The sequence below is a fragment of the Paenibacillus sp. MAH-35 genome, from assembly GCF_058135425.1.
Map to the genome: position 1 here is coordinate 105,864 of NZ_JBYUPU010000006.1, position 24,879 is coordinate 130,742.

Genomic DNA, 24,879 nt, shown 5'->3' on the forward strand with positions numbered 1-24,879 from the left:
GTTCTAACCCCCCTCACCCAGGAATAGCTATGTTATGAAACGTTCTAGCTATTTCTGCAGATAAGATCTAGCAAGCTTGATCCGAAAAAGGAAGGCGTACGAGCTGCGGCTGTCGATTTCGGAGGAAAGCGTGAGGGGGGCTCTCTTCGTGAAAGTATCCAGTGTTACCGTTCGTCGCAGATTGTTTATTGCGCTTCTCGGAAGCGGGATTATTTTTGCCGCACTTGTTCTGCGTCTGGCTTACGTCCAGCTATGGATCGGCGGGGATTTGGCGCAGAAGGCGGAAGATTCGTGGCGCCGCAACATACCGTTCGCGGCAAAGCGGGGCGATATTTTGGACCGGAGCGGAGTGCGTCTGACTTACAACGTCAGTTCTCCGTCCGTCCTGGCAATTCCCGCCCAGATCCAGGACGCGCGCGGCACGGCGAGGGAGCTGGGCCGTGTGCTGCAAATGAATGAAGACGAGATTTACGCGACGATTACAAAAAAGCAATCCAGCGTCTATATCCGGCCGGCCGGGCGTAAAATGACCGAGGAGAGGGCGCGGGAAGTCCGGGAGCTGAATTTGCCCGGTATCGAGGTGGCCGAGGACAATAAGCGGTATTATCCGTTCGGCTCGTTCGCTTCCCATATTCTCGGGTTTACCGGGATTGACAACCAGGGATTGACCGGAGTCGAGGCGGCTTATAATGCGGAGCTGCGGGGCATTAACGGAAGCGTGTCGTATTTGAGCGACGCGGCGGGGCGCTACATGCCGGGTACGTCGGAGCAGTACATCCCGCCCAAAGACGGTCTTAACCTGCAACTGACGATCGACAAAAACATTCAGTCTTTTCTGGAACGCGAGCTAGATCAGGCGATGGTCCAGCATCAGGCGAAAAACGCGATCGGCATCGCGATGGACCCGAATACCGGTGAAATTCTCGCGATGTCAAGCCGGCCGACGTACGATCCGACGAACTTTCGCGACTTTCCTTCCGAGGTGTATAATCGCAATTTGCCGATCTGGATGACGTACGAGCCGGGATCGACATTCAAAATCATTACGCTGGCAGCCGCTTTGGAAGAGAAAAAAGTGGATTTGAAAAACGAGCATTTCTACGATCCGGGCTTTATCGAAGTGGGAGGCGCCAGACTCCGCTGCTGGAAGCGGGGCGGACATGGCAGCCAGTCGTTTCTGCAAGTGGTCGAGAATTCGTGCAACCCGGGCTTTGTGGTGATGGGACAGCGGCTCGGCAAGGAATCGCTGTTCGATTATATCCGCCGCTTCGGCTTCGGGCAGAAGACCGGCATCGATATCGGCGGAGAAGAAAACGGCATTTTGTTCAAGCTGTCCCGGGTCGGCCCCGTCGAGCTTGCGACGACTTCGTTCGGCCAAGGTGTCTCGGTTACCCCGATTCAGCAAATTACCGCCGTGTCGGCCGCGATTAACGGCGGCAAGCTGTTCAGGCCGCACGTGGCCAAAGCGTGGTACAATCCGGAAACCGGCGAGAAAGTGAATAGTGTAGAGCCCGAACTGGTCCGTCAGGTGATCTCCGAGTCGACCTCGAAGCAGGTGCGCGAAGCACTGGAAAGCGTAGTGGCCAAAGGAACGGGACGGCCGGCGTTTGTAGACGGCTACCGGGTCGGCGGCAAAACGGGTACGGCGCAAAAAGTCATTAACGGACGCTATTCGCCGGATGAGCATATCGTCTCGTTTATCGGCTTTGCGCCGGCGGACGATCCGAAGATCGTGATCTATGTGGCGGTCGACGATCCGGCAGGCATTCAGTTCGGCGGTCTCGTCGCCGCTCCGATCGTCAAAAACGTAATGAGCGATGCGCTGCGTTACATGGGCGTTGAGCCCCGCAAAGACCAGATCGAGCGGGAATACCGGTACGGCGAGACGAAGCTCGTGGAAGTGCCGAATCTGATCGGACATTCGGTCAGCGATTTGTATGAGAATATGAATATGAACTTCCGGCTGGAGAAGTTCGGCAGCGGCGAGGAAGTGATCAGCCAGGCTCCTAAGGCGGGCGACCGTGTGGAACAGGGCACTACGATTCGGATTTATATGGGAAATCACCCAGAATCGTGATTGCAAGGGGTAGGTTTTGGTCTATAATAGTTAAGGCGTTTCTGAAAGAAACGCGGCTTCGAAAGCATAGGCTAGGCGATTCGTAGACATACAGAGTAGGCTCTGTATGTCTACGAATCGCCACATCGGAAGCATAAGCTAGGCGTTTCACAGATAAAATCCGAGTATAATCGGAATATCTGTGAAATGACCACATCGAAAGCATAATCTCAGCGTTCAATGCAACGTTTCATAGAAGAGCCATTCCTTTTTACTATAACGGCTTCAAGGGGGGACATTTATGCAGCTTCGGCAGTTCGCTTCTCTATTTGCCGCATCCCGGCTGACGGGAGATGCGGATACGGTCGTAACCGGCATTCAGACCGACTCCCGTAAAGTGCGGCCGGGCGATTTGTTTCTGTGCATACCGGGCCTCGTCAGCGACGGACACGATTTTGCCGCCAAAGCCGCTGAGGCCGGTGCGGCCGCTCTGATCGTGGAGCGGGACGTCCCGGTCCAGCTTCCCAAACTGTTCGTCAAGGATGCGCGGTACGCGATGGCGGTAGCAGCCAGCTTTTATTATGGCTATCCGAGCCGGGAGATGAAGCTAATCGGCGTCACCGGCACGAACGGCAAAACGACGACGACGACGCTCATCGAATCCATTTTGCGGGATAACGGCTATCCGACCGGTCTGATGGGAACGATCAGCATGAAGATCGGCGATGAATGGTTCGAGGCGGAGCGAACGACTCAGGAGGCGCTCGAGCTGCAGATGAATTTGCGGAAGATGCGGGACGCCGGAGCGCAATACGCGGTTATGGAAGTGTCGAGTCACGCGCTCGAGCTCGGACGCGTGAAGGGCTGCAAGTTCCGGACCGCCCTGTTTACGAACCTGACTCAGGACCATCTTGATTTCCATAAAACGATGGAGCAGTACCGGGCCGCCAAAGGACTGTTTTTCTCGCGGCTCGGCAACGAGTTCACCTCGAATCCGGACGACGCCGTGTATGCGGTGCTGAATGCCGACGACGATGCCTCCGATTATTTGGCATCGCAAACAAGCGCGCAGGTGATCCGTTACGGGTTCGGCGAAGATGCCGACGTCCGGGCGACCGACATTAAGATGTCGCCGAAAGGCACGCGATTTACCGTATCGGCGTTCGGGGAAACGGCGGAAATTCAGATGAGACTGGTAGGCAAATTCAACGTATACAATGCGCTTGGGGCCATTTCATCAACTTTGCTGGAGCAGATTCCACTTTCAAGCATAGCGAATAGTCTGGATAGGGTGAGCGTCGTCCCCGGGCGGATGGAGACGGTGGAAGGGGATCACGAGTTTCTCGTTATCGTCGATTACGCGCATACGCCGGACGGCCTGGAAAATGCGCTGGCTACAATCCGCGAGTTTTGTGAAGGCCGGATTCTTACCGTTTTCGGCTGCGGAGGAGACCGCGACAAGACGAAGCGCCCTGCGATGGGCCGTGTAGCAGCCCGCTACAGCGACTATGTGTTCGTCACTTCCGACAATCCGCGTTCCGAGCCGCCGGAGTCGATATTGGCCGATATCGAGCCGGGCATAACGGAGGGGGGGCTCAGCCGGGACCGGTACGAACTTCTGGCCGACCGACGCGAAGCGATATATAAAGCAGTTGAAATGGCAAGCCCGAACGATGTAGTATTAATTGCGGGAAAAGGGCATGAATCATACCAGATCGTGGGCGGCGTCCAGCATCATTTCGACGACCGGCTTGTCGCCCAGGAAGCGATAAGGGGTAGATCGAAGTGATCATTCGTACGTTCGGCGAAATCGCCCGTATGGTAGCCGGGAAGGCGGTTTGCGGCGAAGAGTCGGCCGTCATCCGCGGCGTATCCAAAGATACGAGGACGATTCAGGCCGGCAATTTGTATGTTCCGATTATCGGAGAGAGGTTCGACGGGCACGAATACGCGAAGGAAGCTTACGACAAAGGGGCTGCCGCCACGTTGTGGCAGCGGGACCGCGGCGAGCCTCCCGAAGGCGTTCCGGCGATTCTCGTCGACGATGCGCTGGCGGCACTGCAGCAGCTTGCTTCGCGGTACCGCGAGCAGTTGCCTGTCCGGATCACGGGCATCACCGGCAGCAACGGCAAGACGACGACCAAAGATATGATTGCGGCCGTACTGGCCGTCAAATATAACGTTCATAAAACGGAAGGCAATTTGAACGGCGATATCGGATTGCCGCTGATGATTTTGCAGATGGATGAACGGACGGAACTTGCCGTATTGGAGATGGGAATGCGCGGCTTTCACGAGATCGAGCTGCTGACGCATATCGCCAAGCCGGAAGCGGCGGTCATTACGATGATCGGCGAGGCACATATGGAGTACCTCGGTTCGAGGGAAGGAATCGCAAAGGCGAAGCTGGAGATTTTGAGCGGCTTGAAGGAAGACGGGGTGTTCGCCTATTTGGGCGACGAGCCCCTGCTGGACCGGCTGCTGCCGCATGTTCGCAAGCCCGCGTCCATGAACGTCGTCCGGTTCGGCGCAAGCGCAGGGAACGACCTGTGGCCGAGCGGGATCGAGATCGACGGAGACGGAACGAGGTTTACCGTGAACGGCGCGGAAGAGCCTGTCTTTCCTATTCCTCTGCTCGGCAAACATAATGTGGTCAACGCCATGGCCGCCGTTGCGATCGGACGTTACTTCGGGCTGACCGACGCCGAGATCGCGGCGGGGCTGTCGTCCATGAAGCCGACCGGTATGCGGATCGAGCGGCTGACGGGCGTATCGGGAGTGACGGTGCTGAACGACGCGTACAATTCGAGTCCGGCTTCGACGCTGGCCTCTCTCGAGCTGCTCCGCGACTTGACGGGCTTCGGCCGGAAACTGGTCGTGCTCGGCGATATGCTGGAGCTCGGGGAGCACGATGTGCGATACCATACGGAGATCGGAGCGACGCTGTCGTCCGAACATTTCGATTGCGTGTTCACGTACGGTCCGTTATCCAAACATACGGCGGATGCGGCGGCTCCCTTTTTCCCGGAAGGCCAGGTCCGCTGGTTCGAGGATAAGGAGCAGCTTGCCAGTCTGCTTGCGGAGTATGCGAAGCCGGACGATATTGTGCTGGTGAAAGGCTCGAGAGGAATGCGGCTGGAAGAAGTCGTCCATCGCCTCATAGAACAGCAGCTGTAGAAGGGAGGGGGAACCGACTGTCATGGATATACGTGTTATCTTGTTTACAATGGGCGCCGCATTTGTGCTCGCGCTTATTCTCGGGCCCATCTGCATCCCGATCCTGCGGCGGCTCAAGTTCGGCCAGCAGATTCGCACCGACGGTCCGCAAGGGCATCTGAAAAAAGCGGGAACCCCGACCATGGGCGGAACGATCATCTTGCTCGCATTATCGATTGCCTTTTTACGGTTTTCCGACAAAACAGCGGAAGCGGTTATCCTGATTGTCGCCACGTTAGGATATGGCTTAATCGGCTTTTTGGACGATTATATCAAAATTTTGTTTAAACGCTCGCTCGGACTTACCGCCAGGCAGAAATTGTTTGGGCAGTTGTTTTTCTCTGGCGTCGTATGTTACCTTTTATATCGGAGCGGGCACAGCACCGAACTGACGGTGCCGTTCACCGATTTCTCGTTCGAGCTCGGCTGGTGGCTGTATGTGCCTTTTGCCGTCATCATGATGCTGGGCATGTCGAACGCAGTGAATTTTACGGACGGACTGGACGGTCTGCTGGCCGGAACGAGCGCGATCGCCTTCGGCGCTTATACGATTATCGCCATGGTCACCTCCGAGATGGAAACCGCCTTTTTCTCGGCCGCTATGGTTGGCGCGGTGCTTGGCTTTCTCGTCTTCAACGCGCATCCGGCCAAAGTGTTTATGGGCGACACCGGTTCTCTCGGAATCGGCGGCGGACTCGCCGCCGCGGCGATGCTGACGAAGTCGGAGCTGCTGATTCTGATCATCGGCGCTGTATTCGTCATCGAGATGCTGTCCGTCGTCATCCAGGTCATTTCCTTTAAGACGCGCGGCAAACGCGTGTTCAAGATGAGTCCGATCCATCACCACTACGAGCTCGTAGGATGGTCGGAATGGCGCATTGTTCTTACGTTCTGGCTGGCCGGTCTCGCTTGTGCGGCACTTGCGCTGTTTACTTTATAAAGGTGGGTTGCAAACCTATGAATCATCCCGAGTTTTACCGGGGCCGGGAAGTCGTCATCCTCGGCCTCGCGCGCAGCGGAGTGACGGTGGCAAAGCTGTTTCACGAACACGGCGCCGCCGTGAAGGTTAACGATATGAAGGAACGCTCTTTATGCCCTGAGGCCGACGAACTAACGGCTCTGGGTATTTCTGTTCTATGCGGGGGTCATCCGGATACGCTGATTCATCTGGGCGTGGCGCTCGTCGTCAAAAATCCGGGCATTCCGTACTCCATTCCTCCTATTAAGGAAGCGGAGCGTCTCGGCATCGAAGTGGTCACCGAGGTCGAGGTGGCGAACTATACGTGCGAAGCGCCGATTATCGGAATTACCGGGTCGAACGGCAAGACGACCACGACGACCTGGATCGGACTTATGCTGGAAAATGCCGGCCTGAAGCCGATCATCGCCGGGAATATCGGAATCGCCTTATGCGAGGCGGCTCTGGAGGCAACTCCGGACAACCGGATGGTCGTGGAGCTGAGCAGCTTTCAATTAAAGGGGACGGTGTCGTTCCGTCCGCGCATTGCTTGTCTGCTCAACCTGTGCGAGACCCATCTCGATTATCATGGAACGATGGACGATTATATCGAATCGAAGGCGAAGCTGTTTGCGAACCAGCTGCCGGAAGACGTAGCGGTAGTCAATTTTGACGACCCGGAATGCAGACGAATCGCGGGCACCGTCCGTGCTCAGCTTGTCCCGTTTTCTATGAAGGAGCGGCTCCATCGCGGTGTATTTGTCGATCCACCGCTCGCCTCGCCGGAGGAAGCGCTCACGGAACGTCATCGGATCGTATACCGCGATGCCGCCGGTCAGGAAACTGTCGTGCTGCCGGTTAAGGAACTTGGACTTCCCGGCAAACACAACGCCGAGAACGCTCTGGCCGCTGTCGCAGTAGCCATGTCGGCGGGAGCCGGACTCGAGCCGGTCGTGAAGGCGCTCCGGGAGTTCCGGGGCGTTGAGCACCGTCTGGAATTCGTAACCGAGCGCGAAGGGATCGGGTACTACAACAATTCGAAAGCGACCAACTCGCTGGCTACGATCAGGGCGCTGGAATCTTTCGAGCAGCCGATTGTGCTGATCGCCGGCGGACAGGACCGGAAGCTGGACTTCCGCGACCTGCTGCCGCTGCTGCGCGAGAAGGTGAAAGCGGTCGTTTCGCTGGGAGAAACCCGCGATATCTTTGCCAGGCTGGCGGAGGAGGCAGGGATTAGCGCCGTAAAATCGGTCGATACTGGGAACAGTGCAGCCGATACGCTCGACGAGGCGGTCCGCACGGCGCGGTCTATGGCCGCACCGGGAGATATCGTGCTGCTCTCGCCGGCCTGCGCCAGTTGGGATATGTTCGAGTCTTACGAGATTCGGGGACGCATGTTTAAAGAGTCGGTGCATAAGTTGTAGAGAGGGCTTGTTTACATCGACCGTTCGCCGGGTGGGGGCGTGCTGGTGCGGCTGCGATAGTGCAAACTTGTATGAGAGATGATGATCGGAAGTCCAGGCTTGAAGGATAGGCTTCGCCCGCTTGTTGAAATGGTGTCCTCTTGGAATGGATGGTAGGGCAGGACACCCTTTCAAAGGCGGGACGTAAACTCTTCGCTCTATCCTTGCAATCCTTCGGCATTTCAGTTTCTCATATAAGTTTGAATGTACTTGCAGCCCGCAACGGCACCGCCTCCCGCAGTTCCGGCGGAGAGAGTCGCTGCAAACAAGCCCAAGAGTGGGGAAGGAAGTAGAGAGGGCGTGTGCTTAGGAGAGTTATAGAGCATAACTCCAATAAGCCGATTCATGGTTTGTGAAGCGCCGGTTTCTACGTATTCTCCCCCGTCTATGGAGGTATGCGGCGATGTCTAAAGTGCGTTCGTTTCCCGATCCGTGGATTCTCATATCCACACTGCTTATTTTGACGATCGGCGTTGTGATGGTGTACAGCGCCAGCGCGGTTTTGGCTTTTCACGACTATGGGGACTATTATTACTATTTGAAGCGCCAGCTGATTTTTGCCGTTCTGGGCATAGCCGCGATGTTTGTTACGATGAACGTCGACTACTGGGTATGGAAAAAGTATGCGAAAGTCGGCCTCATCGTCTGTTTCGCGCTGCTCGTTATCGTCCTTATTCCCGGAATCGGGGTTGTCCGCGGCGGGGCGCGCAGCTGGCTCGGCATCGGCTCTCTCGGGATTCAGCCGTCCGAGTTTATGAAGCTGGGCATGATCGTATTTTTGGCGAAATGGCTGTCTGAGGACCAGTCGAAAATAACCGAGTTTACGCGCGGGCTTGTGCCGCCTCTCGGCATTATGGGGCTTGCTTTCGGGATGATTATGCTGCAGCCCGATCTCGGGACGGGCGTCGTTCTTGTCGGTGCGTCGCTGCTTATCATTTTCACCGCAGGCGCCCGGATCTCGCACTTATCGTACCTCGCTCTGGTCGGGGTGGCCGGGTTTGTCGGGCTGATCGCCGCGGCGCCTTACCGGCTCAAGCGGATCACCGCTTTCCTCGATCCTTGGCAGGACCCGCTCGGAGCGGGGTATCAGTCGATTCAGTCTTTATACGCGATCGGCCCCGGAGGGCTGGCCGGACTCGGGCTCGGCATGAGCCGGCAAAAGTACAGCTATTTGCCCGAGCCGCAGACGGACTTTATTTTCTCGATCATCGCCGAAGAATTGGGCTTTATCGGCGGAGCCACGATCCTGCTGCTGTTCGCGCTGCTCGTCTGGAGAGGGATGCGGACGGCGATTACCGCTCCCGATTCGTACGGCAGCCTGCTGGCTGTCGGGATCGTCGGGATGATCGCAGTCCAGGTTATTATTAATATCGGCGTCGTTATCGGCATGTTTCCGGTAACCGGAATTACGCTGCCGCTCATCAGCGCAGGAGGCTCGTCACTGACGCTTATGCTGACCGCCATCGGCGTGCTGTTGAATATTTCCCGCTATGCGAGGTGACATCCATGAAATCGATCGTCTTCACCGGCGGAGGCTCGGCGGGCCATGTAACGCCCAATCTGGCGCTTATATCCAGACTGCGCGAGAGCGGCTGGAACGTGAATTACATCGGCTCGGCGGACGGCATCGAGAAAACCATTATTGAGGAAGCCCGCATTCCGTTCCATCCGATCTCGTCGGGAAAGCTTCGCCGTTACTTCGATCTGAAAAATTTCAAAGATCCGTTTAAAGTGATCAAGGGCGTCTTCGACGCTTACCGGACTATACGCAAGCTGAAGCCGGACGTCGTCTTTTCCAAAGGCGGCTTCGTGTCCGTTCCGGTTGTCGTGGCGGGCTGGATGAACCGGATTCCCGTCATCATCCATGAGTCGGATATGACGCCGGGGCTGGCCAACAAGCTGTCCGTTCCATTCGCTTCGCACATATGCGTCACGTTCCCCGAGACGCTGCGCCATATGCCCGGAGGCAAGGCGGAGTGCACGGGGCTGCCGATCCGCGACGAGGTGAAGCGCGGCAGCAAGGCGAAGGGACTCTCGCTCTGCGATTTTCACAGCCGGAAGCCGGTATTGTTCATTATGGGCGGCTCTCTCGGGGCGAGAGCGATCAACGAAGCGGTCCGGAGCGGACTCAGCAGGCTGCTCGAGACGTTTCAGATCGTACATCTGTGCGGCAAAGGCCATGCGGACCCGCAGCTGAACGGCGTCCGCGGCTACCGGCAATTCGAATACGTGACGACCGAGCTGCCCGATCTGCTGGCCATGGCCGACGTTGTCGTATCCCGTTCGGGCTCGACGTCCATCTTCGAATTTTTATCGCTGCGCAAACCGATGCTGCTTATTCCGCTGTCGAAAAACGCTTCCCGGGGCGACCAGATCCTCAACGCGGAATCGTTCCGCAGCCAAGGCTTCTCCGAAGTGCTGGAGGAGGAGCAACTAACGTCCGATACGCTGCAAGACGGCTTGCTTTGTCTGTACGAGCAGCGGGAAACCTATATAAACCGGATGAACGCGTATTCCAATCAGGACAGCGTCTTGCAAATCATCGCCCTGATCGAGCGGCTGTCCGGGGCCCGGAGCTGACCGCGATGCTCGCTCCGCAGCCGCGCCCCGCTTATCCGCGCCCGCACAGATGGGCGTTTGTCACACATCCGGGCCTCTTACATACTATACACTATAACCGTGACAGACACCGGGATACCGCTATATGCACGATGCGGAAACATAACCGTATTTCTCGAAGTGTTCGGACCCTAGGGGCGTACCCGCGTCTGCAGACGTTCGACGTTCGTTCAGGCAGGTCCCAAGGCGTTCCCGTGAAGGAGGTTCACCCATGCTGCAGGTAATCCAAGATTTGCAGGCTGCCCAAGTAGGCGAAGTGATGCAAAACGAACCGCTCGCTGACTACACGACCTGGAAGATCGGCGGTCCCGCCGACGTTCTGGTCGTACCGAACGGCAAAGAGGAGCTGGCTGAGACGATGCGCATCCTGCATCGGCACGGCGAATCGTTTATAACGATCGGCCGCGGCTCCAATATGCTCGTATCCGACAAAGGCGTACGCGGCTTCGTGATTAAGCTCGGCAAAGGTCTCGACCAGATCCGGTTCGACGATCAGGTTGTTACGGCCGGCGGAGCTGTGTCACTCATCCCCTTGTGCGTTAAGGTCGGCAGAGAAGGACTTACCGGGCTGGAATTCGCAGGGGGCATTCCAGGCACTGTGGGCGGAGCCGTCTACATGAACGCCGGGGCTCACGGTTCGGATATGTCACGTATTCTCAAAGAAGCCGAAATTGTACTGGAAACCGGAGAGACGATACGCCTGCGTAACGATGAGATGGAGTTTGGATACCGGCATTCGCTGCTCCACAGGCGGCCCGGGATCGTGACGGAAGCCGTCCTGGAGCTGAAGCACGGAGACCGGAAAGAAATTTCCGCCGCTATGGCATCCAACAAAGCCCGCCGCATTCATACCCAGCCGCTGACGCTTGCGACGGCCGGGAGCACGTTCCGCAATCCGGAGGGGACGTTTGCCGCGAAGCTGATTGAGGAGGCCGGGCTGAAAGGCTACCGTGTAGGCGGGGCGGAAGTGTCGCCGCAACATGCCAACTTCATCATCAACACCGGAGGCGCGACGGCGAATGATGTATTGCAGCTGATGGACCATATACGAAGCACTGTACTCGGAAAGTTCGGCGTCACCCTAGTGCCGGAAGTATGGATCGCAGGGGAAAAGTAACGCAGGTTATTCCGGTTCCCGGCTTGCAAGGCAGGCTTTCGGGAGGGTATAACATTGGAGAAGCTGGTTATCGAAGGCGGGAAGCCCTTGTCCGGCAATGTCCGGATTCACGGCGCCAAAAACGCTGCGCTGCCGATCCTCGCGGCATGTACGATGGCGGAAGGCGTTCACCGGATCGGAAACGTGCCGGATCTGCTTGATATTCATGTCATGCTGGACATTTTGCGCGCACTCGGCTGCAAGACGGAGCTGAAGGACGATGTCGTTTCGCTGGAAACGTCTTCGGCCCATTCGTCGCATATTCCCGAGGAATTAATGCGCCAGATGCGGTCATCGATCTTTTTGATGGGGCCGCTGCTCAGCAGGTTCGGCCATGTGCAAGTGTATCAGCCGGGAGGCTGCGCCATCGGGGAACGCAAGATCGACTTGCATCTGAAGGGCCTGCAGGCGCTTGGAGCGAAAATCGAAGAGTCGGGAAATACGATCAAGTGCAGCGTAGACCGGCTTAGAGGAACCGATATTACGCTCGATTTCCCAAGCGTCGGGGCGACGGAAAACATCATGATGGCTGCGGCTTTGGCGGAAGGCGTTACGACGATTTCCAATGCGGCGCGCGAGCCGGAGATCCAAGATCTGCAAAACTTTTTGAACGCCATGGGCGCCAAAATGATCGGTGCCGGCACGGACACGATAACGATCGAAGGAGTGGAGCGGCTTACGCCCCGGGCTTACCGGGTCATTCCGGACCGGATCGTAACGGGCACGCTGATGGTCGCAGCTGCGGCAACGCGGGGCAGCGTCACTTTGGAGAACGTGTGTCCGGCTCACCTGACTTCGGTCATTCACGTCCTCAAGCGCGCGGGTGTTCAAATCGTCGCTAGCGATGATATAATACACGTAAGCAATTCTTCCAGACCGCGAGCCGTCGAACGAATCGTAACTTCGCCTCACCCGTCGTTCCCTACTGATCTTCAGGCGCAACTGATGGTGCTCCTGGCGCTTGCCGACGGAATCAGCGTTGTTAAGGAGACGGTGTTCGAAGGCCGCTTCAAGCACGTCGACGAGCTTTCCCGCATGGGCGCCGATGTGCGGGTCGATCTGAACAGCGCCTTTATTCGCGGGGTACCGCGATTGTACGGAGCGACGGTCGAAGCGACCGACTTGCGCGCCGGAGCCGCGCTCGTGATTGCCGGCCTGGCGGCTGCGGGCACGACCATCGTCGAGCAGATTCATCATATCGACCGCGGATACGACCAGATCGAGATCATGTTCAGCAGGCTCGGAGCGAAGATCGAACGTTTCAGTCCTGTACGTCAATTGAAAGTTCCATAAGCCGTTTGCGGCATCGCCAGAAGCTCCCCTTCTCCTACAGGAAGGGGATGAACGGCGTTTTAACGTTTTTGCGCGTTACGATCGGAGGTTTTCGATTTGCAGGAAAGAATGCCCGTACTGCGGGAAGAGAAGCGGAGGCCCCGCAGCAGCCGGAAGCTGATCGTTTTTTTGGTGCTGCTGTTTATCTCGCTGTTGGCCGTGCTGTTTTTCCGTTCGTCTCTCAGCAAGATCGCCCAGATCGAGATTACCGGCAATTCGGCCCTGACGACCGAAGAAATCGGACAATTGCTCGGCATATCGGTCGGAGACAACTTTTTTCCGTTCCGTTCGGCTAGCGTCGAAGCTCGCGTGCGCCAGCTGCAGGCCGTCGAGAACGTGGCCGTGAGCAAAAAGTTTCCGGGGCTGGTGCGAGTGGCCGTCGAGGAATATCCTCGCGTCGCTTTCCAGATCAATTCGTCGGGCGGTAAAGACATGCTGCTGTCCAACGGCCTGGCCATCCCCGTGAACGACCCCGGTGTCGTGGTGGACAAGCCGATCTTGTCCGGTTGGAGCGACAGCGACCCGTGGAAGGCGAAGCTGACGGAGACGCTCCGGCGTTTATCGGACAAGACGCTCGCCGAAATATCCGAAATCAAGCCTTCCCCTACCAAAACCTACGAAGATAAAATTAAAATGTACACCCGCTCCCAGTTCGAAGTTTATACGACGATCACCTACTTGCCGGACAAAATCCAATACCTCGACGAGATGATCGAGCAGGTGGCGGAGAAGGACGTATCTTCCGGCGTGTTCGAACTTTTGGAAGCCAATACCCATATTCCGTTCGACATGTACTACACCCAGCCGCAGGACCCCGCCAAAGAGGCGGACAAGAAAAGCGGTTCCGCGTCAAATACGACAAAAAACGATACCAAAGATCCCCAGAAAAAAGGAAACTGAACCGAATACTATGTCAGGGGGCGAACAGTCGCCTCCTCTTTTCCGTTTGGGTAAGCGTACGTTACATATTTACCTGTATCTGGATGGCGTTCCGGCGGCTTGATTGCATCTAAAAAAGAACTACTCTTTCCTATTAAAAAATGGTAGAATTGTAGTTATGGGATCTACCAGCCACTCGATTTTTCACTCTTAAATTGGAAATAATTGATACGCCCGAATCCTCATAAAAAATTGTTGAAAAAAGAGGGAAACTATAAACCGTGTGGAATATGTACAAAGGTGTTTTTTGCGACACCGACATTTATCTGAATTGCTGGGAGGTGCCACGGGTTGAGCAGCAATGACATCATTGTGAGTTTGGACATCGGTACGTCCAAAGTGCGAGCGATTATCGGCGAAATGAACAACGGCGCCATTAATATAATCGGAGTTGGATCTGCCGACTCGGAGGGTATTCGTAAGGGTGCTATCGTGGACATCGATCAGACCGTCCATTCGATACGGAGCGCAATTGATCATGCAGAGCGTATGGTAGGGATTCAAATTTCGGAAGTGTATGTCGGCATAGCCGGTAATCATATCGCTTTACAGTCGAGTCACGGGGTAGTAGCCGTGTCGAACGAAGACCGGGAGATTGGCGAGGAAGATATCGAGCGGGTGCTGCAAGCCGCAAAGGTTATCGCGCTTCCTCCGGAGCGGGAAATTATTGGCGTTGTGCCGAATCAGTACGTAGTTGACGGTTTGGAGGGAATTCAAGACCCCAGAGGGATGATAGGCGTCCGGCTCGAAGTCGAAGCGACGATTATAACCGGCACGAAGACATCCATACATAATTTGCTTCGCTGCGTAGAGAAATCGGGACTGCGCGTTTCCGGCATCGTCCTCATGTCTCTGGCTTCGGGTCAGCTCTGCTTGTCCAAGGACGAGAAGACGGTAGGGACGCTGCTGGTCGACATCGGCGCAGGTGCTACGACGATAGCGGTGTACGAGGAAGGCAGCCTTATCGCCACGTCCACCTTGCCGATCGGCGGAGAATATATTACAAACGATATCTCGATCGGACTTCGGACACAACTCGACATTGCCGAGAAGATTAAGCTCAAGTTCGGCTGCGCCATCATCGACGACGCGGCAGCGGACCAAATTTTCAAGGTGAACCGGATGGGCAGCAACGTGGACAAAGAATATTCCCAGGTTGATCTGGCCCATATTATCGAACCCCGGGTTCAAGAGATTTTTCAGTTGATTCGTGCCGAGGCTCATCGTCTCGGTTATGGGGAAGCGCCGGGAGGTTACGTACTGACCGGCGGTGCCGTGTCGATGCCGGGTGTGCTGGAGATCGCACAGATGGAGCTCGAGAACTCGGTCCGCATGGCGGTGCCCGATTTTATCGGGGTTCGCGATCCGGCTTACATGAGCGGAGTCGGCATCATTCATTACGTTTCCAAGTTCGCGCGCCAGCGTCCGAGCACGGCAACCGTCAAGAAGCTTCCGGCCGTGAGCAAAAAATCGTCATCTGCCAAAGAAGGGAAGCCCGGGCTGTTCGAACGGATTAAAAATTATTTGAGCGAATTTATTTAAACTCTCGCGGCAAACGAACACAAGCAATTGAGGGAGGATAACACTTGTATGTTTGAAATCGATTTGGGTAACGAATCGCTTGCGCAGATCAAGGTAATCGGCGTAGGCGGCGGCGGGAGCAATGCAGTAAACCGGATGATCGAATTCGGCCTGAAGGGCGTAGAATTTATAACGGCCAATACGGATGCTCAAGCTTTGCAGACGGCGAAGTCCGATACGAAGGTGCAGCTTGGCGAGAAGCTGACTCGCGGTCTTGGTGCAGGCGCCAATCCGGATGTAGGCAAAAAAGCGGCTGAGGAATCCCGTGAGGTTCTTGTAAATGCGCTTCGCGGCGCAGATATGGTGTTCGTAACTGCTGGCATGGGCGGAGGAACCGGTACTGGTGCCGCTCCGGTTATTGCTGAGATTGCCAAAGAATGCGGAGCACTGACCGTAGGCGTTGTTACGCGTCCGTTTACGTTCGAAGGACGCAAACGTTCCGCACAAGCCGAGCAAGGCATTAATGCTTTGAAGGAAAAGGTAGATACGCTGATTGTCATTCCAAATGACCGGCTGCTCGAAATTATCGATAAAAAGACACCGATGCTGGAAGCGTTCCGCGAAGCGGACAACGTCCTTCGTCAAGGGGTCAAAGGGATCTCGGATTTGATCGCTGTTCCCGGTATGATCAACCTCGACTTTGCTGATGTCAAAACGATTATGACCGAACGCGGCTCTGCGCTGATGGGAATCGGCGTCGCTACCGGAGAAAATCGCGCTGCCGAAGCGGCAAAAAAGGCTATTATGAGCCCGCTTCTTGAAACATCGATCGACGGTGCGCACGGCGTTCTGATGAACATTACCGGCGGAGTGAACTTGAGCTTGTATGAAGTAAACGAAGCGGCGGATATTGTCGCCTCGGCATCCGACCCTGAGGTCAACATGATTTTCGGTGCAAGCATCGACGAAAAGCTGACGGACGAGATTATGGTAACCGTTATTGCCACCGGGTTCGAGCATAAGCCGGCGCAGATTCCACAGCAGCCGCAGCGGCGCCCAGGTCTTGGTGGAAGTGCGGAACAGCCGGCTGACAAATCGCAAGGCGGCCTTCGTCCGTTTGGAAGCGGCCAGCCTGCGGGCGACCAGCTCGACATTCCAACCTTTTTGCGCAACCGCGGGAAGAACAATCCTTCCGGCCGTTAATCGCAGCAGAGCCAGAGCACCTCATTTGCATACGATTCCCGTAAATACCCGGCCCGGCCTATATGGTCGGGTTTTTTTGTGTTGACTATCCAGGATGTTAAAGTTCCTCACTACGGTAAAGGGGAGAAGGAGCTCCTTCCTTGTCGGGTAAGCAAGTATCGCAAGTACGTTCATCGCGGTTGGGTGGCCGTTTGGACTTTCTGCTGCCTAATATCCTCGAAAAAGGCGCAGATTCCACCAGTTGGCTGAAATAGGGGGGCAAACCGCCTCTATCCGTTCTAGTTTGTCGAAAAGATCGAAAATAGGAGGTGCCAAAGAGGCTGTCGATTCATTGTGTAGAAGTGTTAGAAAGGCCGTTCCAAGTGAAAAGTTACCTTCTTCTGCTCAGACAGGTTGTCCGGAATCCCTTGATTGAATAAGGAGTGTAAGGTAGGGGATTCCAGACAAAACTCGCCAGAAGGTAATCTTTTCCCTTTCCACTTGGTTGTCCACAATGAATCGACAGCCTCGCCAAAGACTCCTATCTTGTTCGTGCAGCTATATTTCAAGCTGCGCGGACCTCGAATATGAAAACGAGTGTCGTTACCAAGTGTCGTTACCACCTTGGGAGTATGTGTGCCGGGATGAGTAATCCTGTTAAGTTGCAGAACAGTTCCCGATGATTTCTGAAATCTCGCTGCTTATCCCCATACCCTCGGTAAAAAACACCATATTCCGCCATTCTTTCCTTGCCGCTGTGCAGGAAATTCGTTTTCTTGCGCGAGTGGTCGTTTGATTATATTGTTTTATAGTGTTATTTATTTTGTTTATGCGATAAAAGGGAGAAAACCTGCTCAAAAAATTTCGCCAAAAAAAGACGCTTCGCCATGACAAGTTTAGACAGACTTTGAAATATGCTTACTATATACTGATTTCAAGAATGGCAGATTCAACTGGAAACAGCCGCAGCTGCCCGGAGCGTACAGGCTTCCGGCGCTTCGATGCGGTGTTTCGTCGTCTTTGCAGCAGGCAGGGGGGGACCGATGGTCGTTTATTTGGATCTGATCTTCCTTGTCAATTTCCTCATCGATGGTGCGATTCTGCTCGCAGCGGCCCGGATTCGTCATATACGGCCGAGCTGGTGGAGAATTGCGGCATCGAGCGCGTTTGGCGCCTCGTACGTTGTGATGATGATGGTGCCCTCCTTATCTTTTATGTTTACGATCGTTTTGAAATGCTTATTTTCGTCGGCCATGATCGTAATCGCTTTCGGTTTCGGCGGACTGCAGACGTTTTTGCGGAATATGGGCGCTTTTTATGTGGTTAGTTTCGCTGTAGCGGGTGGGATGTTCGGCATTTATTATTTCCTTCAGTCGCCGGGGGAAGTGATGAACGGCATTCTTGTCACCCGCTCGGGCGGGCTTGCCCACCGGGTCAATATCGGTTTTTTGTTCGTGGCTCTTACGTTTATTCCGTTGTTGTGGCTGTTCCGGGCAGTATTTTTCGGCGCCAAGCGCAGGCGGGAGATGACGCAATATTTGGCGAAAGTCAAAATCCGCATCGACGACTACGAATCGGTATGCACCGGATTGATCGATACGGGCAACCAGCTGTACGACCCGTTGACGCGCACGCCGGTTATGGTTATTGAAGCGACTCAGTGGAGCGATATGCTGCCCGAGTCGTGGATGGCCCGTATTCGTCAGTCGGAGGTGGACCAGCTTGTTGCGGGGATCGGGTCCGATTCGTTCGTCTGGCAGGATCGGCTCCGCCTTATTCCGTACCGGGGGGTGAACCGTGGAACGCAGTTTATGCTAGCTTTGAAGCCCGACAAGGTGGTGATTGTCCATAACGAAACGGAAATCGTAAACGAGCGGGTGCTTGTCGGCCTTGATGGCGGGAAGCTGTGCGCCGACGGATCGTATCAGGCAATCATTCACCCTACATTGGTGCAAATGGAAGCGTAACGTTTACGTGTACGTAGAGGGAGGCTGGTTTTAAAATAAGGCGCACCCCCGAAACGATTGCGAGTAAGCCGGCTTTTCATAGAAAAGCCCAAGCGGATGCTTACGAAGCTGGCTTTTCTATAAAAAGCCCGGAAGATGCTTACGAAGCTGGCTTTTTTATAAAAAGCCCAAGCAGATGCTTACGAAGCTGGCTTTTCGTAGAAAAGCCCTTAACTTACAATTAAGCTTTTCACTGAAAAGCCTTCAGGAGGTATCCCATGCTGCTAAAGTGGAAACTGATCATGCAAGTGCTCTATTACCGACTTCTGTTCCTCCTCGGTCTGAAGAGCGACGAGATTTATTACATAGGAGGCAGCGAAGCGCTGCCGCCACCGCTGACGAGAGAAGAAGAGGAGTATTTGCTGGGGAAGCTGCCATCCGGAGATGCGGCGATCCGGGCGATGCTCATCGAGCGTAATTTGCGCTTGGTCGTGTACATAGCGAGGAAGTTCGAGAACACCGGGATCAATATCGAGGATCTCGTATCGATCGGCGCGATCGGGCTGATTAAAGCCGTGAACACGTTTGATCCGGAGAAAAAAATCAAGCTGGCTACTTACGCTTCCCGTTGTATCGAAAATGAGATTTTGATGTATTTGCGCCGGAACAGCAAAGTCCGGACGGAGGTTTCGTTTGACGAGCCGCTGAACATCGATTGGGACGGCAACGAGCTGCTGCTCTCCGACGTGTTGGGGACGGAGAATGATACGATTTACCGCAATATCGAGGAGCAGGTGGACCGGAAGCTGCTGCATAAAGCGCTCGAGAAGCTGACCGAGCGGGAACGAATCATTATGGAGCTGCGCTTCGGCCTGCAAGACGGGGAAGAGAAAACACAGAAGGATGTAGCCGATATGCTGGGCATCTCCCAATCCTACATCTCCCGGCTGGAGAAACGGATCATCAAGCGGCTGCGCAAGGAGTTTAATAAGATGGTATGAGGAGAAGCGCGAACAGGCTTCTCTTTTTTGTTTGGCTTCCACCGATTTTTCTTGAGGTGATAAGGGGGCTTTTTGCTTTAGAGAGAGTAAGCTGTAAGCGATTTCCACCACCCTTTTCAGGAACGTCAGTTCGCATTCGGAGGCGCATAAAAAAAACTTCCAGGGAGATAATTAACAGTAATGTTTCTCCTTGGGAGGTATTCACGTTGACCCGAAACAAAGTCGAGATCTGTGGTGTTGATACTTCAAAACTGCCTGTTCTGTCCAACGCGGAAATGCGGGAATTGTTCGTACAGCTTCAGACGAGAAACGAACGAGCAGCAAGAGAGAAATTGGTTAACGGCAATCTACGATTGGTCTTAAGCGTTATTCAGCGCTTCAATAACCGTGGGGAATTCGTCGACGACTTGTTTCAAGTCGGCTGCATAGGTCTTATGAAGGCGATCGATAATTTCGATTTGAGTCAAAACGTCAAGTTCTCCACATACGCCGTACCGATGATTATCGGGGAGATCCGGCGTTACCTGCGGGACAACAATCCGATCCGCGTATCCCGCTCGCTTCGCGATATCGCCTACAAAGCGCTGCAGGTACGGGACCAGCTGACTAATTCCAATTCGCGGGAGCCGACGGTATACGAAATATCCGAAGCGTTAAATGTTCCGAAGGAAGACGTCGTGTTCGCCCTTGATGCGATTCAGGATCCCGTTTCTTTATTCGAGCCGATTTATCATGACGGCGGAGACCCGATCTATGTGATGGACCAGATAAGCGACGAACGGAACAAAGACGTGTCGTGGATCGAAGGAATCGCCCTACGGGAAGCGATGCGCAAACTGAACGATCGTGAGAAAATGATCTTGTCGATGCGTTTTTTCGAAGGAAAAACCCAAATGGAAGTGGCCGACGAAATCGGCATCTCTCAGGCGCAAGTGTCCCGGCTTGAAAAGTCGGCAATTTCACAAATGCAGAAGCACGTTAAAACCTGATCCGATCCGAAACTAGTTCGTACCGAAAGAACGGACTTTACGCGGTTTCCCTGTTCAAGCAATAGCATACAATCTCAAACCTCCAAGCCCATTGGTATTGACCACAGTACGGGGCTGGAGGTTTTTTTAACTTTAAACATGGATGAGGGGGAACCGAGTAAGAGTGGTTTGCACCCCTTATTTTGACCGAAAGCCCGCTTGGACACGGAATAAGAGCGGTTTGAAGCTTCTAATATCCGCGAAACGGGTGCAGACCCCTTCGGCGGGCGGAAATAGGGGGTACAAACCGCCTCTATTTGTCTCTGTCCCCCCAATATGCCGAAAATAAAGGGTGCCAGATAGACTGTCGATTCATTGTGTAGAAGTGTTAGCAGGCCGTTCTAAGTGAAAAGTTACCTTCTTCTGCTCAAACAGGTTGTCCGGAATCCCTAGATTGAATAAGGATTGTAAGGTAGGGCATTCCAGACGTCGCCAGAAGGTAATCTTTTCCCTTTCCACTTGGTTGTCCACAATGAATCGACAGTCTCGCCAGAAACTTTTATTTTGTGATTTACGCACGAACTACCGCTTTACACGGCTGGTTTTCCGGTCAGAGACCGTTCCTTCGCTCTCGCTAGTAGACAGGCATTGGCATAATTACCTCACTTTTTCAGCTTGTCAGCACGGAGGAGCAGGACATTTTGCCCGTATGTCACATATACTGGTATAGAGCCCAGTCGTGTCGATCCTGATCTTGCGTGTAACCGCATCGTGCGGAGAATTTGACAGGTTCGGCGACCGGCAGCTCCCATCCTCTGCGATTCGTGGTGATTGGACTTGAAAATATCGGACTTCCAATCGAAAGACGTCATCAATATCGTCGACGGCAAAAAGCTCGGTCAAATTAGCGATCTCGAGCTCGATTTGCGGCAGGGCCGGATCGAGTCCATCGTCGTGCCGAATCAGAGCAAGTTTTTTGGTTTCCTCGGCGGGGGGACGGATGTGGTCATACCGTGGCGGAACATAGTAAAAATCGGGATGGACGTCGTGCTCGTCAAACTGGATGATGCCCGAGCCTACCGGGTCGAAGGCGATAACGAGTTCCAGGACGACCAGCGGTCGTACCGGTCTTAGAACGGACGGGAACGCGGAAGCACGCCTTCCCGGCGGTGCCGGCTGGCTTGTCGGCTCTGCCGGACGGCGTCGTCCGGATATGATATACTGGATGCCGAGAGGAGAGGACAAGCGTTGCCATTGGAACCTTTTCAATTGACCCGTAAACCGGGAGAACCGGCGTACGTTACGATAGAACGATGGGAGCGGGAACATCCCGGCATTAGCGCGGGGATGACGACCCGGATCGGAGGCGTAAGCGGCGCGCCTTACGGAACGCTGAACTGCGCTCTGCATATCCAGGACGAGCCGATTGACGTGATCGAGAACCGGAGACGGCTTGGCGAGACGTTAGGCTGGCCGTTTGAAGCCTGGACCTGCGGAGAACAGGTGCATGACCGGCAGGTGGCCGTCGTGACGCTGGCCGACAGGGGGAAGGGCCGCGAATCCCGCGAAGATGCGTTTGCGCATACCGATGCGATCGTTACCAACGAGCCGGGAATATGGCTCACTTCCTTTTATGCCGACTGCGTTCCGCTCTATTTTTTCGATACGGTGCGACAGGCAGTCGGCCTCGCGCATGCCGGATGGAAAGGCACGGTGCTGCGCATTGCAAGCGAGACGATCCGGACGATGTCCGAAGCATACGGCACCGATCCGTCCGACGTGATGACCGCAATCGGACCATCCATCGGCATGTGCTGTTATGAAGTGGACGATGCGGTTATAGCGAGGATCGATTCCTGTCTGGACGAGATCAGCGCAGAGCCCGGTGTACATTCAGACGTATACCGTCCCGGAGCGGAGAACGGGAAGTGGATGCTGAGCTTGCAAGAAATGAACAGACAAATTATGATAAAAGCAGGAATATTGCCGACGCATATCGAAATATGTGGGATGTGTACCGGCTGCCGCACGGATCTGTTCTTCTCCCACCGGAAGGAGAACGGGGCGACGGGTCGTATGGCATCTTGGATCGGACTAAGAAGCGCGAGTCAGCGGTAACGGAAAGGATTGGACAAGTTGGGCATGCTGGAACGAATTCGCCAAGTGGATGCGCGCATCACGCAGTCGTGTGAACGAAGCGGGCGCGACCGCAAGGACGTTAATGTAATTGCTGTTACGAAGTATGTATCGATCGACACAACGCGGGAAGCGGTCCAGTGCGGACTGAAGCACCTCGGCGAGAACCGCTGGCAGGACGCCCAGGCGAAGTGGGAAGCCATCGGCTCCGAGGCGACGTGGCATTTCATCGGTCATCTGCAGACGAATAAAGTAAAAGACGTGATCGGAAAGTTCGCTGCCATACATTCACTCGACCGGCTGTCTCTGGCCAAAGAGGTGGACAAGCATGCCGCGAAGCTCGGAACGGTCGCCGACTGCTTTTTGCAGGTGAACGTATCCGGCGAACAGTCGAAGTACGGCTTGGCGCCGGAGCAGCTGATCCCGTTCGCCGAGCAGTTGTCCGGCTACCCGAATATCCGTGTGATCGGTCTGATGACGATGGCGCCGTTCGAGGCCGAAGCGGAAGAGACCAGGCCGGTGTTCCGGGGACTGCGCGAGCTGCGGGACCGGCTCAATTCGCAAGGAACGCTCGGGTACCCGGTGCCGCACTTGTCGATGGGGATGTCCAACGATTTCGAGGTGGCGATTGAGGAAGGGGCGACCTGGATTCGGCTGGGAACGGTTTTGGTCGGAAAGGAAGGATAAGCTCCGCTGCCGCCAATGCCATAACGAGGACGGCTCCGTACGAATCGTACGAATGAAATCGTTCATAAAGGAGGACAATCGTAATGGGAGTTATGAATCGATTTTTGAATTTCGTCGGCTTGCAGGATGAAGAGGAAGTTGTCGTGGATCGCGACCAGAACCGGGTAAACGACGAGATGGAAGATGCTGAAACCGTTCCTTCCGACATGCGTAAAAGTAATAAGGGAAATATCGTCAGCATCCATTCCCAGCGCAACGTCCGGGTCGTGCTGACCGAGCCGCGCTCCTACGAGGAGACGCAGGAGATCGCCGATCAGTTGCGTTCGCGCCGGCCTGTTGTCGTCAATTTGCAGCGGGTCCGGACGGATCAGGCGATCCGCATCGTCGATTTTTTGAGCGGCACCGTATACGCTTTGAATGGGGGAATTTCGAAGATCGGTCCGAATATATTTTTGTGCACTCCGGATTCGGTTGAAATTCAAGGCGCTATTTCGGAAATGCTGCATGATCAAGAGTGAAATTTGTAGATTGAGGTGAAAGTATTGAGCCCGGGAACGATCGAATCCATTATAGGGTATATTGGACAGCTGGGAACGGTGTATACGTATTTGATTATCGCGTACATTTTGCTTTCCTGGCTGCCCAACGCCCGCGACAGCTTTATCGGTGAAATATTGGGGAAGCTCGTTGAGCCTTATTTGACGCCATTTCGCCGGTTCATACCGCCCATCGGCGGAATGATCGACATCTCTCCGATCGTAGCCCTGATTGCGCTTCGGTTTGTCATTGCGGGATTGCAGGCCGTCGTTGGTTATTTACTTAACATGTTCAGTTGAGGTGACTCGAGATGTCCTCGGAAGTACGCGCGCATTTTCACCCCGATGAATACCGCTTCGTGGACAAAGCGCAGGATTGGATTCAGCGTGCAGCCGAACAGCACATCGTGAAGCGTACCGATTTCTTGGATCCGAGGCAGTCGTTCATCATCGAGTCGTTAGCGAATCGGAATGGCGGCGTCTCGGTCGTCTTTGACGGAGGTTACGAGGGGGCCGAACGCAAGCGGGCCTTGATCGGACCGGACTATCGCCGCAGCGAACCGGGTGAGGCCGGTGTCGGATTGTTGTCCATCACGTCCGGGGACGCCAAGTTTTCCCGGCTTCAGCATAGCGATTTTCTCGGCTCGCTGCTCGGCTTAGGCATTAAACGCGACAAGATCGGCGATATTCATGTCGGAGACAACAGCTGCCATTGCCTGGTGGCTGACGAAATTATCGATTTCGTGAATTCGAATTTGCAATACGTGAACCGGGTATTCGTCTCCACGGAGACGCTCCCGCTGGATCGTATTCAAGTCGCAGCGCAAACGCTGGAGGAAATGAATTTGACCGTCGCTTCGCTTCGTCTGGACGGAATCGTTAGCGACGTCTACCGTCTGAGCCGCGCCAAGGTGATGGAACCGATCAAGGCCGGACGCTGCAAGGTAAACTGGAAACCGGAAGCGGACCCTTCCAAAGCCTTAAAGGAAGGCGATGTCGTCTCCTTCCAGGGATTCGGCAGATTTAGGCTCGTAACGGTAGAAGGCGAAACGAAAAAGGGCAGAATTCGGCTGAAAATTGGCAAATTCGTGTAAGAGATTGCAGGATTTCCGCTGTTCCCGTCGAAATTTTATAACGGGATAAGACAGCGTTTTCCGCCGTCA

21 protein-coding genes are annotated in these 24,879 nt (G+C 54.8%); all 21 read left to right on the top strand.

Features of this window, described 5'->3' with window-relative positions:
• Window positions 1-148 precede the first annotated feature (148 nt).
• Entirely contained in the window at window positions 149-2,077 is a 1,929-nt protein-coding gene (locus AC3Y2E_RS08445) for a stage V sporulation protein D (RefSeq protein ID WP_379209106.1), read from the top strand.
• A gap of 280 nt (window positions 2,078-2,357) precedes the next feature.
• Entirely contained in the window at window positions 2,358-3,845 is a 1,488-nt protein-coding gene (locus tag AC3Y2E_RS08450; RefSeq protein ID WP_379209109.1) for a UDP-N-acetylmuramoyl-L-alanyl-D-glutamate--2,6-diaminopimelate ligase, read from the top strand.
• Window positions 3,842-5,233 (top strand): UDP-N-acetylmuramoyl-tripeptide--D-alanyl-D-alanine ligase, encoded by a 1,392-nt coding sequence (locus AC3Y2E_RS08455; RefSeq protein ID WP_379209111.1) that lies wholly within the window; start codon window positions 3,842-3,844, stop codon window positions 5,231-5,233. Before AC3Y2E_RS08450 ends, AC3Y2E_RS08455 begins: the two co-directional genes overlap by 4 nt.
• A 22-nt stretch (window positions 5,234-5,255) precedes the next feature.
• On the top strand, window positions 5,256-6,212 hold the full coding sequence (gene mraY, locus AC3Y2E_RS08460; RefSeq protein WP_379209114.1) for a phospho-N-acetylmuramoyl-pentapeptide-transferase: 957 nt from the start codon (window positions 5,256-5,258) through the stop codon (window positions 6,210-6,212).
• 17 nt (window positions 6,213-6,229) lie between these two features.
• The gene (murD, locus tag AC3Y2E_RS08465) at window positions 6,230-7,654 is read left to right on the top strand and encodes a UDP-N-acetylmuramoyl-L-alanine--D-glutamate ligase (protein WP_379209116.1); all 1,425 of its coding nucleotides are present in this window, start codon (window positions 6,230-6,232) and stop codon (window positions 7,652-7,654) included.
• Between the two features lie 442 nt (window positions 7,655-8,096).
• The gene (spoVE, locus tag AC3Y2E_RS08470; protein WP_332073034.1) at window positions 8,097-9,194 is read left to right on the top strand and encodes a stage V sporulation protein E; all 1,098 of its coding nucleotides are present in this window, start codon (window positions 8,097-8,099) and stop codon (window positions 9,192-9,194) included.
• Window positions 9,195-9,199: 5 nt separating this feature from the next.
• The gene (gene murG / locus AC3Y2E_RS08475) at window positions 9,200-10,273 is read left to right on the top strand and encodes an undecaprenyldiphospho-muramoylpentapeptide beta-N-acetylglucosaminyltransferase (RefSeq protein ID WP_379209119.1); all 1,074 of its coding nucleotides are present in this window, start codon (window positions 9,200-9,202) and stop codon (window positions 10,271-10,273) included.
• 250 nt (window positions 10,274-10,523) lie between these two features.
• A complete protein-coding gene (gene murB, locus AC3Y2E_RS08480) occupies window positions 10,524-11,429 on the top strand; it encodes a UDP-N-acetylmuramate dehydrogenase (protein ID WP_379209121.1) in 906 nt (301 codons plus the stop codon).
• Between the two features lie 54 nt (window positions 11,430-11,483).
• Window positions 11,484-12,761, top strand: coding sequence for a UDP-N-acetylglucosamine 1-carboxyvinyltransferase (murA, locus tag AC3Y2E_RS08485; RefSeq protein ID WP_379209123.1), 1,278 nt, complete (start codon window positions 11,484-11,486; stop codon window positions 12,759-12,761).
• Window positions 12,762-12,857: 96 nt separating this feature from the next.
• Window positions 12,858-13,700, top strand: coding sequence for a cell division protein FtsQ/DivIB (locus AC3Y2E_RS08490; protein ID WP_379209126.1), 843 nt, complete (start codon window positions 12,858-12,860; stop codon window positions 13,698-13,700).
• Window positions 13,701-14,030: 330 nt separating this feature from the next.
• Entirely contained in the window at window positions 14,031-15,281 is a 1,251-nt protein-coding gene (ftsA, locus tag AC3Y2E_RS08495; protein ID WP_190926169.1) for a cell division protein FtsA, read from the top strand.
• Window positions 15,282-15,329: 48 nt separating this feature from the next.
• A complete protein-coding gene (ftsZ, locus tag AC3Y2E_RS08500; protein ID WP_190926172.1) occupies window positions 15,330-16,463 on the top strand; it encodes a cell division protein FtsZ in 1,134 nt (377 codons plus the stop codon).
• Window positions 16,464-17,485: 1,022 nt separating this feature from the next.
• Entirely contained in the window at window positions 17,486-18,409 is a 924-nt protein-coding gene (spoIIGA, locus tag AC3Y2E_RS08505; protein WP_190926174.1) for a sigma-E processing peptidase SpoIIGA, read from the top strand.
• Between the two features lie 257 nt (window positions 18,410-18,666).
• The gene (sigE, locus tag AC3Y2E_RS08510; RefSeq protein ID WP_190926176.1) at window positions 18,667-19,389 is read left to right on the top strand and encodes an RNA polymerase sporulation sigma factor SigE; all 723 of its coding nucleotides are present in this window, start codon (window positions 18,667-18,669) and stop codon (window positions 19,387-19,389) included.
• A 206-nt stretch (window positions 19,390-19,595) separates the two neighbouring features.
• On the top strand, window positions 19,596-20,378 hold the full coding sequence (gene sigG, locus AC3Y2E_RS08515) for an RNA polymerase sporulation sigma factor SigG (RefSeq protein WP_190926178.1): 783 nt from the start codon (window positions 19,596-19,598) through the stop codon (window positions 20,376-20,378).
• A gap of 816 nt (window positions 20,379-21,194) precedes the next feature.
• Entirely contained in the window at window positions 21,195-21,491 is a 297-nt protein-coding gene (locus AC3Y2E_RS08520) for a YlmC/YmxH family sporulation protein (protein WP_190926180.1), read from the top strand.
• A 114-nt stretch (window positions 21,492-21,605) separates the two neighbouring features.
• On the top strand, window positions 21,606-22,475 hold the full coding sequence (pgeF, locus tag AC3Y2E_RS08525; RefSeq protein ID WP_379209131.1) for a peptidoglycan editing factor PgeF: 870 nt from the start codon (window positions 21,606-21,608) through the stop codon (window positions 22,473-22,475).
• A gap of 18 nt (window positions 22,476-22,493) precedes the next feature.
• On the top strand, window positions 22,494-23,180 hold the full coding sequence (locus AC3Y2E_RS08530) for a YggS family pyridoxal phosphate-dependent enzyme (protein WP_379209133.1): 687 nt from the start codon (window positions 22,494-22,496) through the stop codon (window positions 23,178-23,180).
• Window positions 23,181-23,263: 83 nt separating this feature from the next.
• On the top strand, window positions 23,264-23,698 hold the full coding sequence (locus AC3Y2E_RS08535) for a cell division protein SepF (RefSeq protein WP_190926184.1): 435 nt from the start codon (window positions 23,264-23,266) through the stop codon (window positions 23,696-23,698).
• A 24-nt stretch (window positions 23,699-23,722) separates the two neighbouring features.
• A complete protein-coding gene (locus tag AC3Y2E_RS08540) occupies window positions 23,723-24,016 on the top strand; it encodes a YggT family protein (protein ID WP_379209136.1) in 294 nt (97 codons plus the stop codon).
• 11 nt (window positions 24,017-24,027) lie between these two features.
• Window positions 24,028-24,810 carry a YlmH family RNA-binding protein gene (locus tag AC3Y2E_RS08545; protein WP_379209138.1) on the top strand — a complete coding sequence of 261 codons (783 nt, stop codon included), beginning with the start codon at window positions 24,028-24,030 and terminating at the stop codon, window positions 24,808-24,810.
• The last annotated feature ends 69 nt before the right edge of the window (window positions 24,811-24,879 follow it).

Coding starts and splice junctions, on each gene's coding strand:
- AC3Y2E_RS08450 (WP_379209109.1), top strand. CDS start 2,358: ATGCAGCTTCGGCAGTTCGCTTCTCTATTTGCCGCATCCCGGCTGACG.
- mraY (WP_379209114.1), top strand. CDS start 5,256: ATGGATATACGTGTTATCTTGTTTACAATGGGCGCCGCATTTGTGCTC.
- murD (WP_379209116.1), top strand. CDS start 6,230: ATGAATCATCCCGAGTTTTACCGGGGCCGGGAAGTCGTCATCCTCGGC.
- spoVE (WP_332073034.1), top strand. CDS start 8,097: ATGTCTAAAGTGCGTTCGTTTCCCGATCCGTGGATTCTCATATCCACA.
- murG (WP_379209119.1), top strand. CDS start 9,200: ATGAAATCGATCGTCTTCACCGGCGGAGGCTCGGCGGGCCATGTAACG.
- murB (WP_379209121.1), top strand. CDS start 10,524: ATGCTGCAGGTAATCCAAGATTTGCAGGCTGCCCAAGTAGGCGAAGTG.
- ftsZ (WP_190926172.1), top strand. CDS start 15,330: ATGTTTGAAATCGATTTGGGTAACGAATCGCTTGCGCAGATCAAGGTA.
- spoIIGA (WP_190926174.1), top strand. CDS start 17,486: ATGGTCGTTTATTTGGATCTGATCTTCCTTGTCAATTTCCTCATCGAT.
- sigE (WP_190926176.1), top strand. CDS start 18,667: ATGCTGCTAAAGTGGAAACTGATCATGCAAGTGCTCTATTACCGACTT.
- AC3Y2E_RS08535 (WP_190926184.1), top strand. CDS start 23,264: ATGGGAGTTATGAATCGATTTTTGAATTTCGTCGGCTTGCAGGATGAA.
- AC3Y2E_RS08545 (WP_379209138.1), top strand. CDS start 24,028: ATGTCCTCGGAAGTACGCGCGCATTTTCACCCCGATGAATACCGCTTC.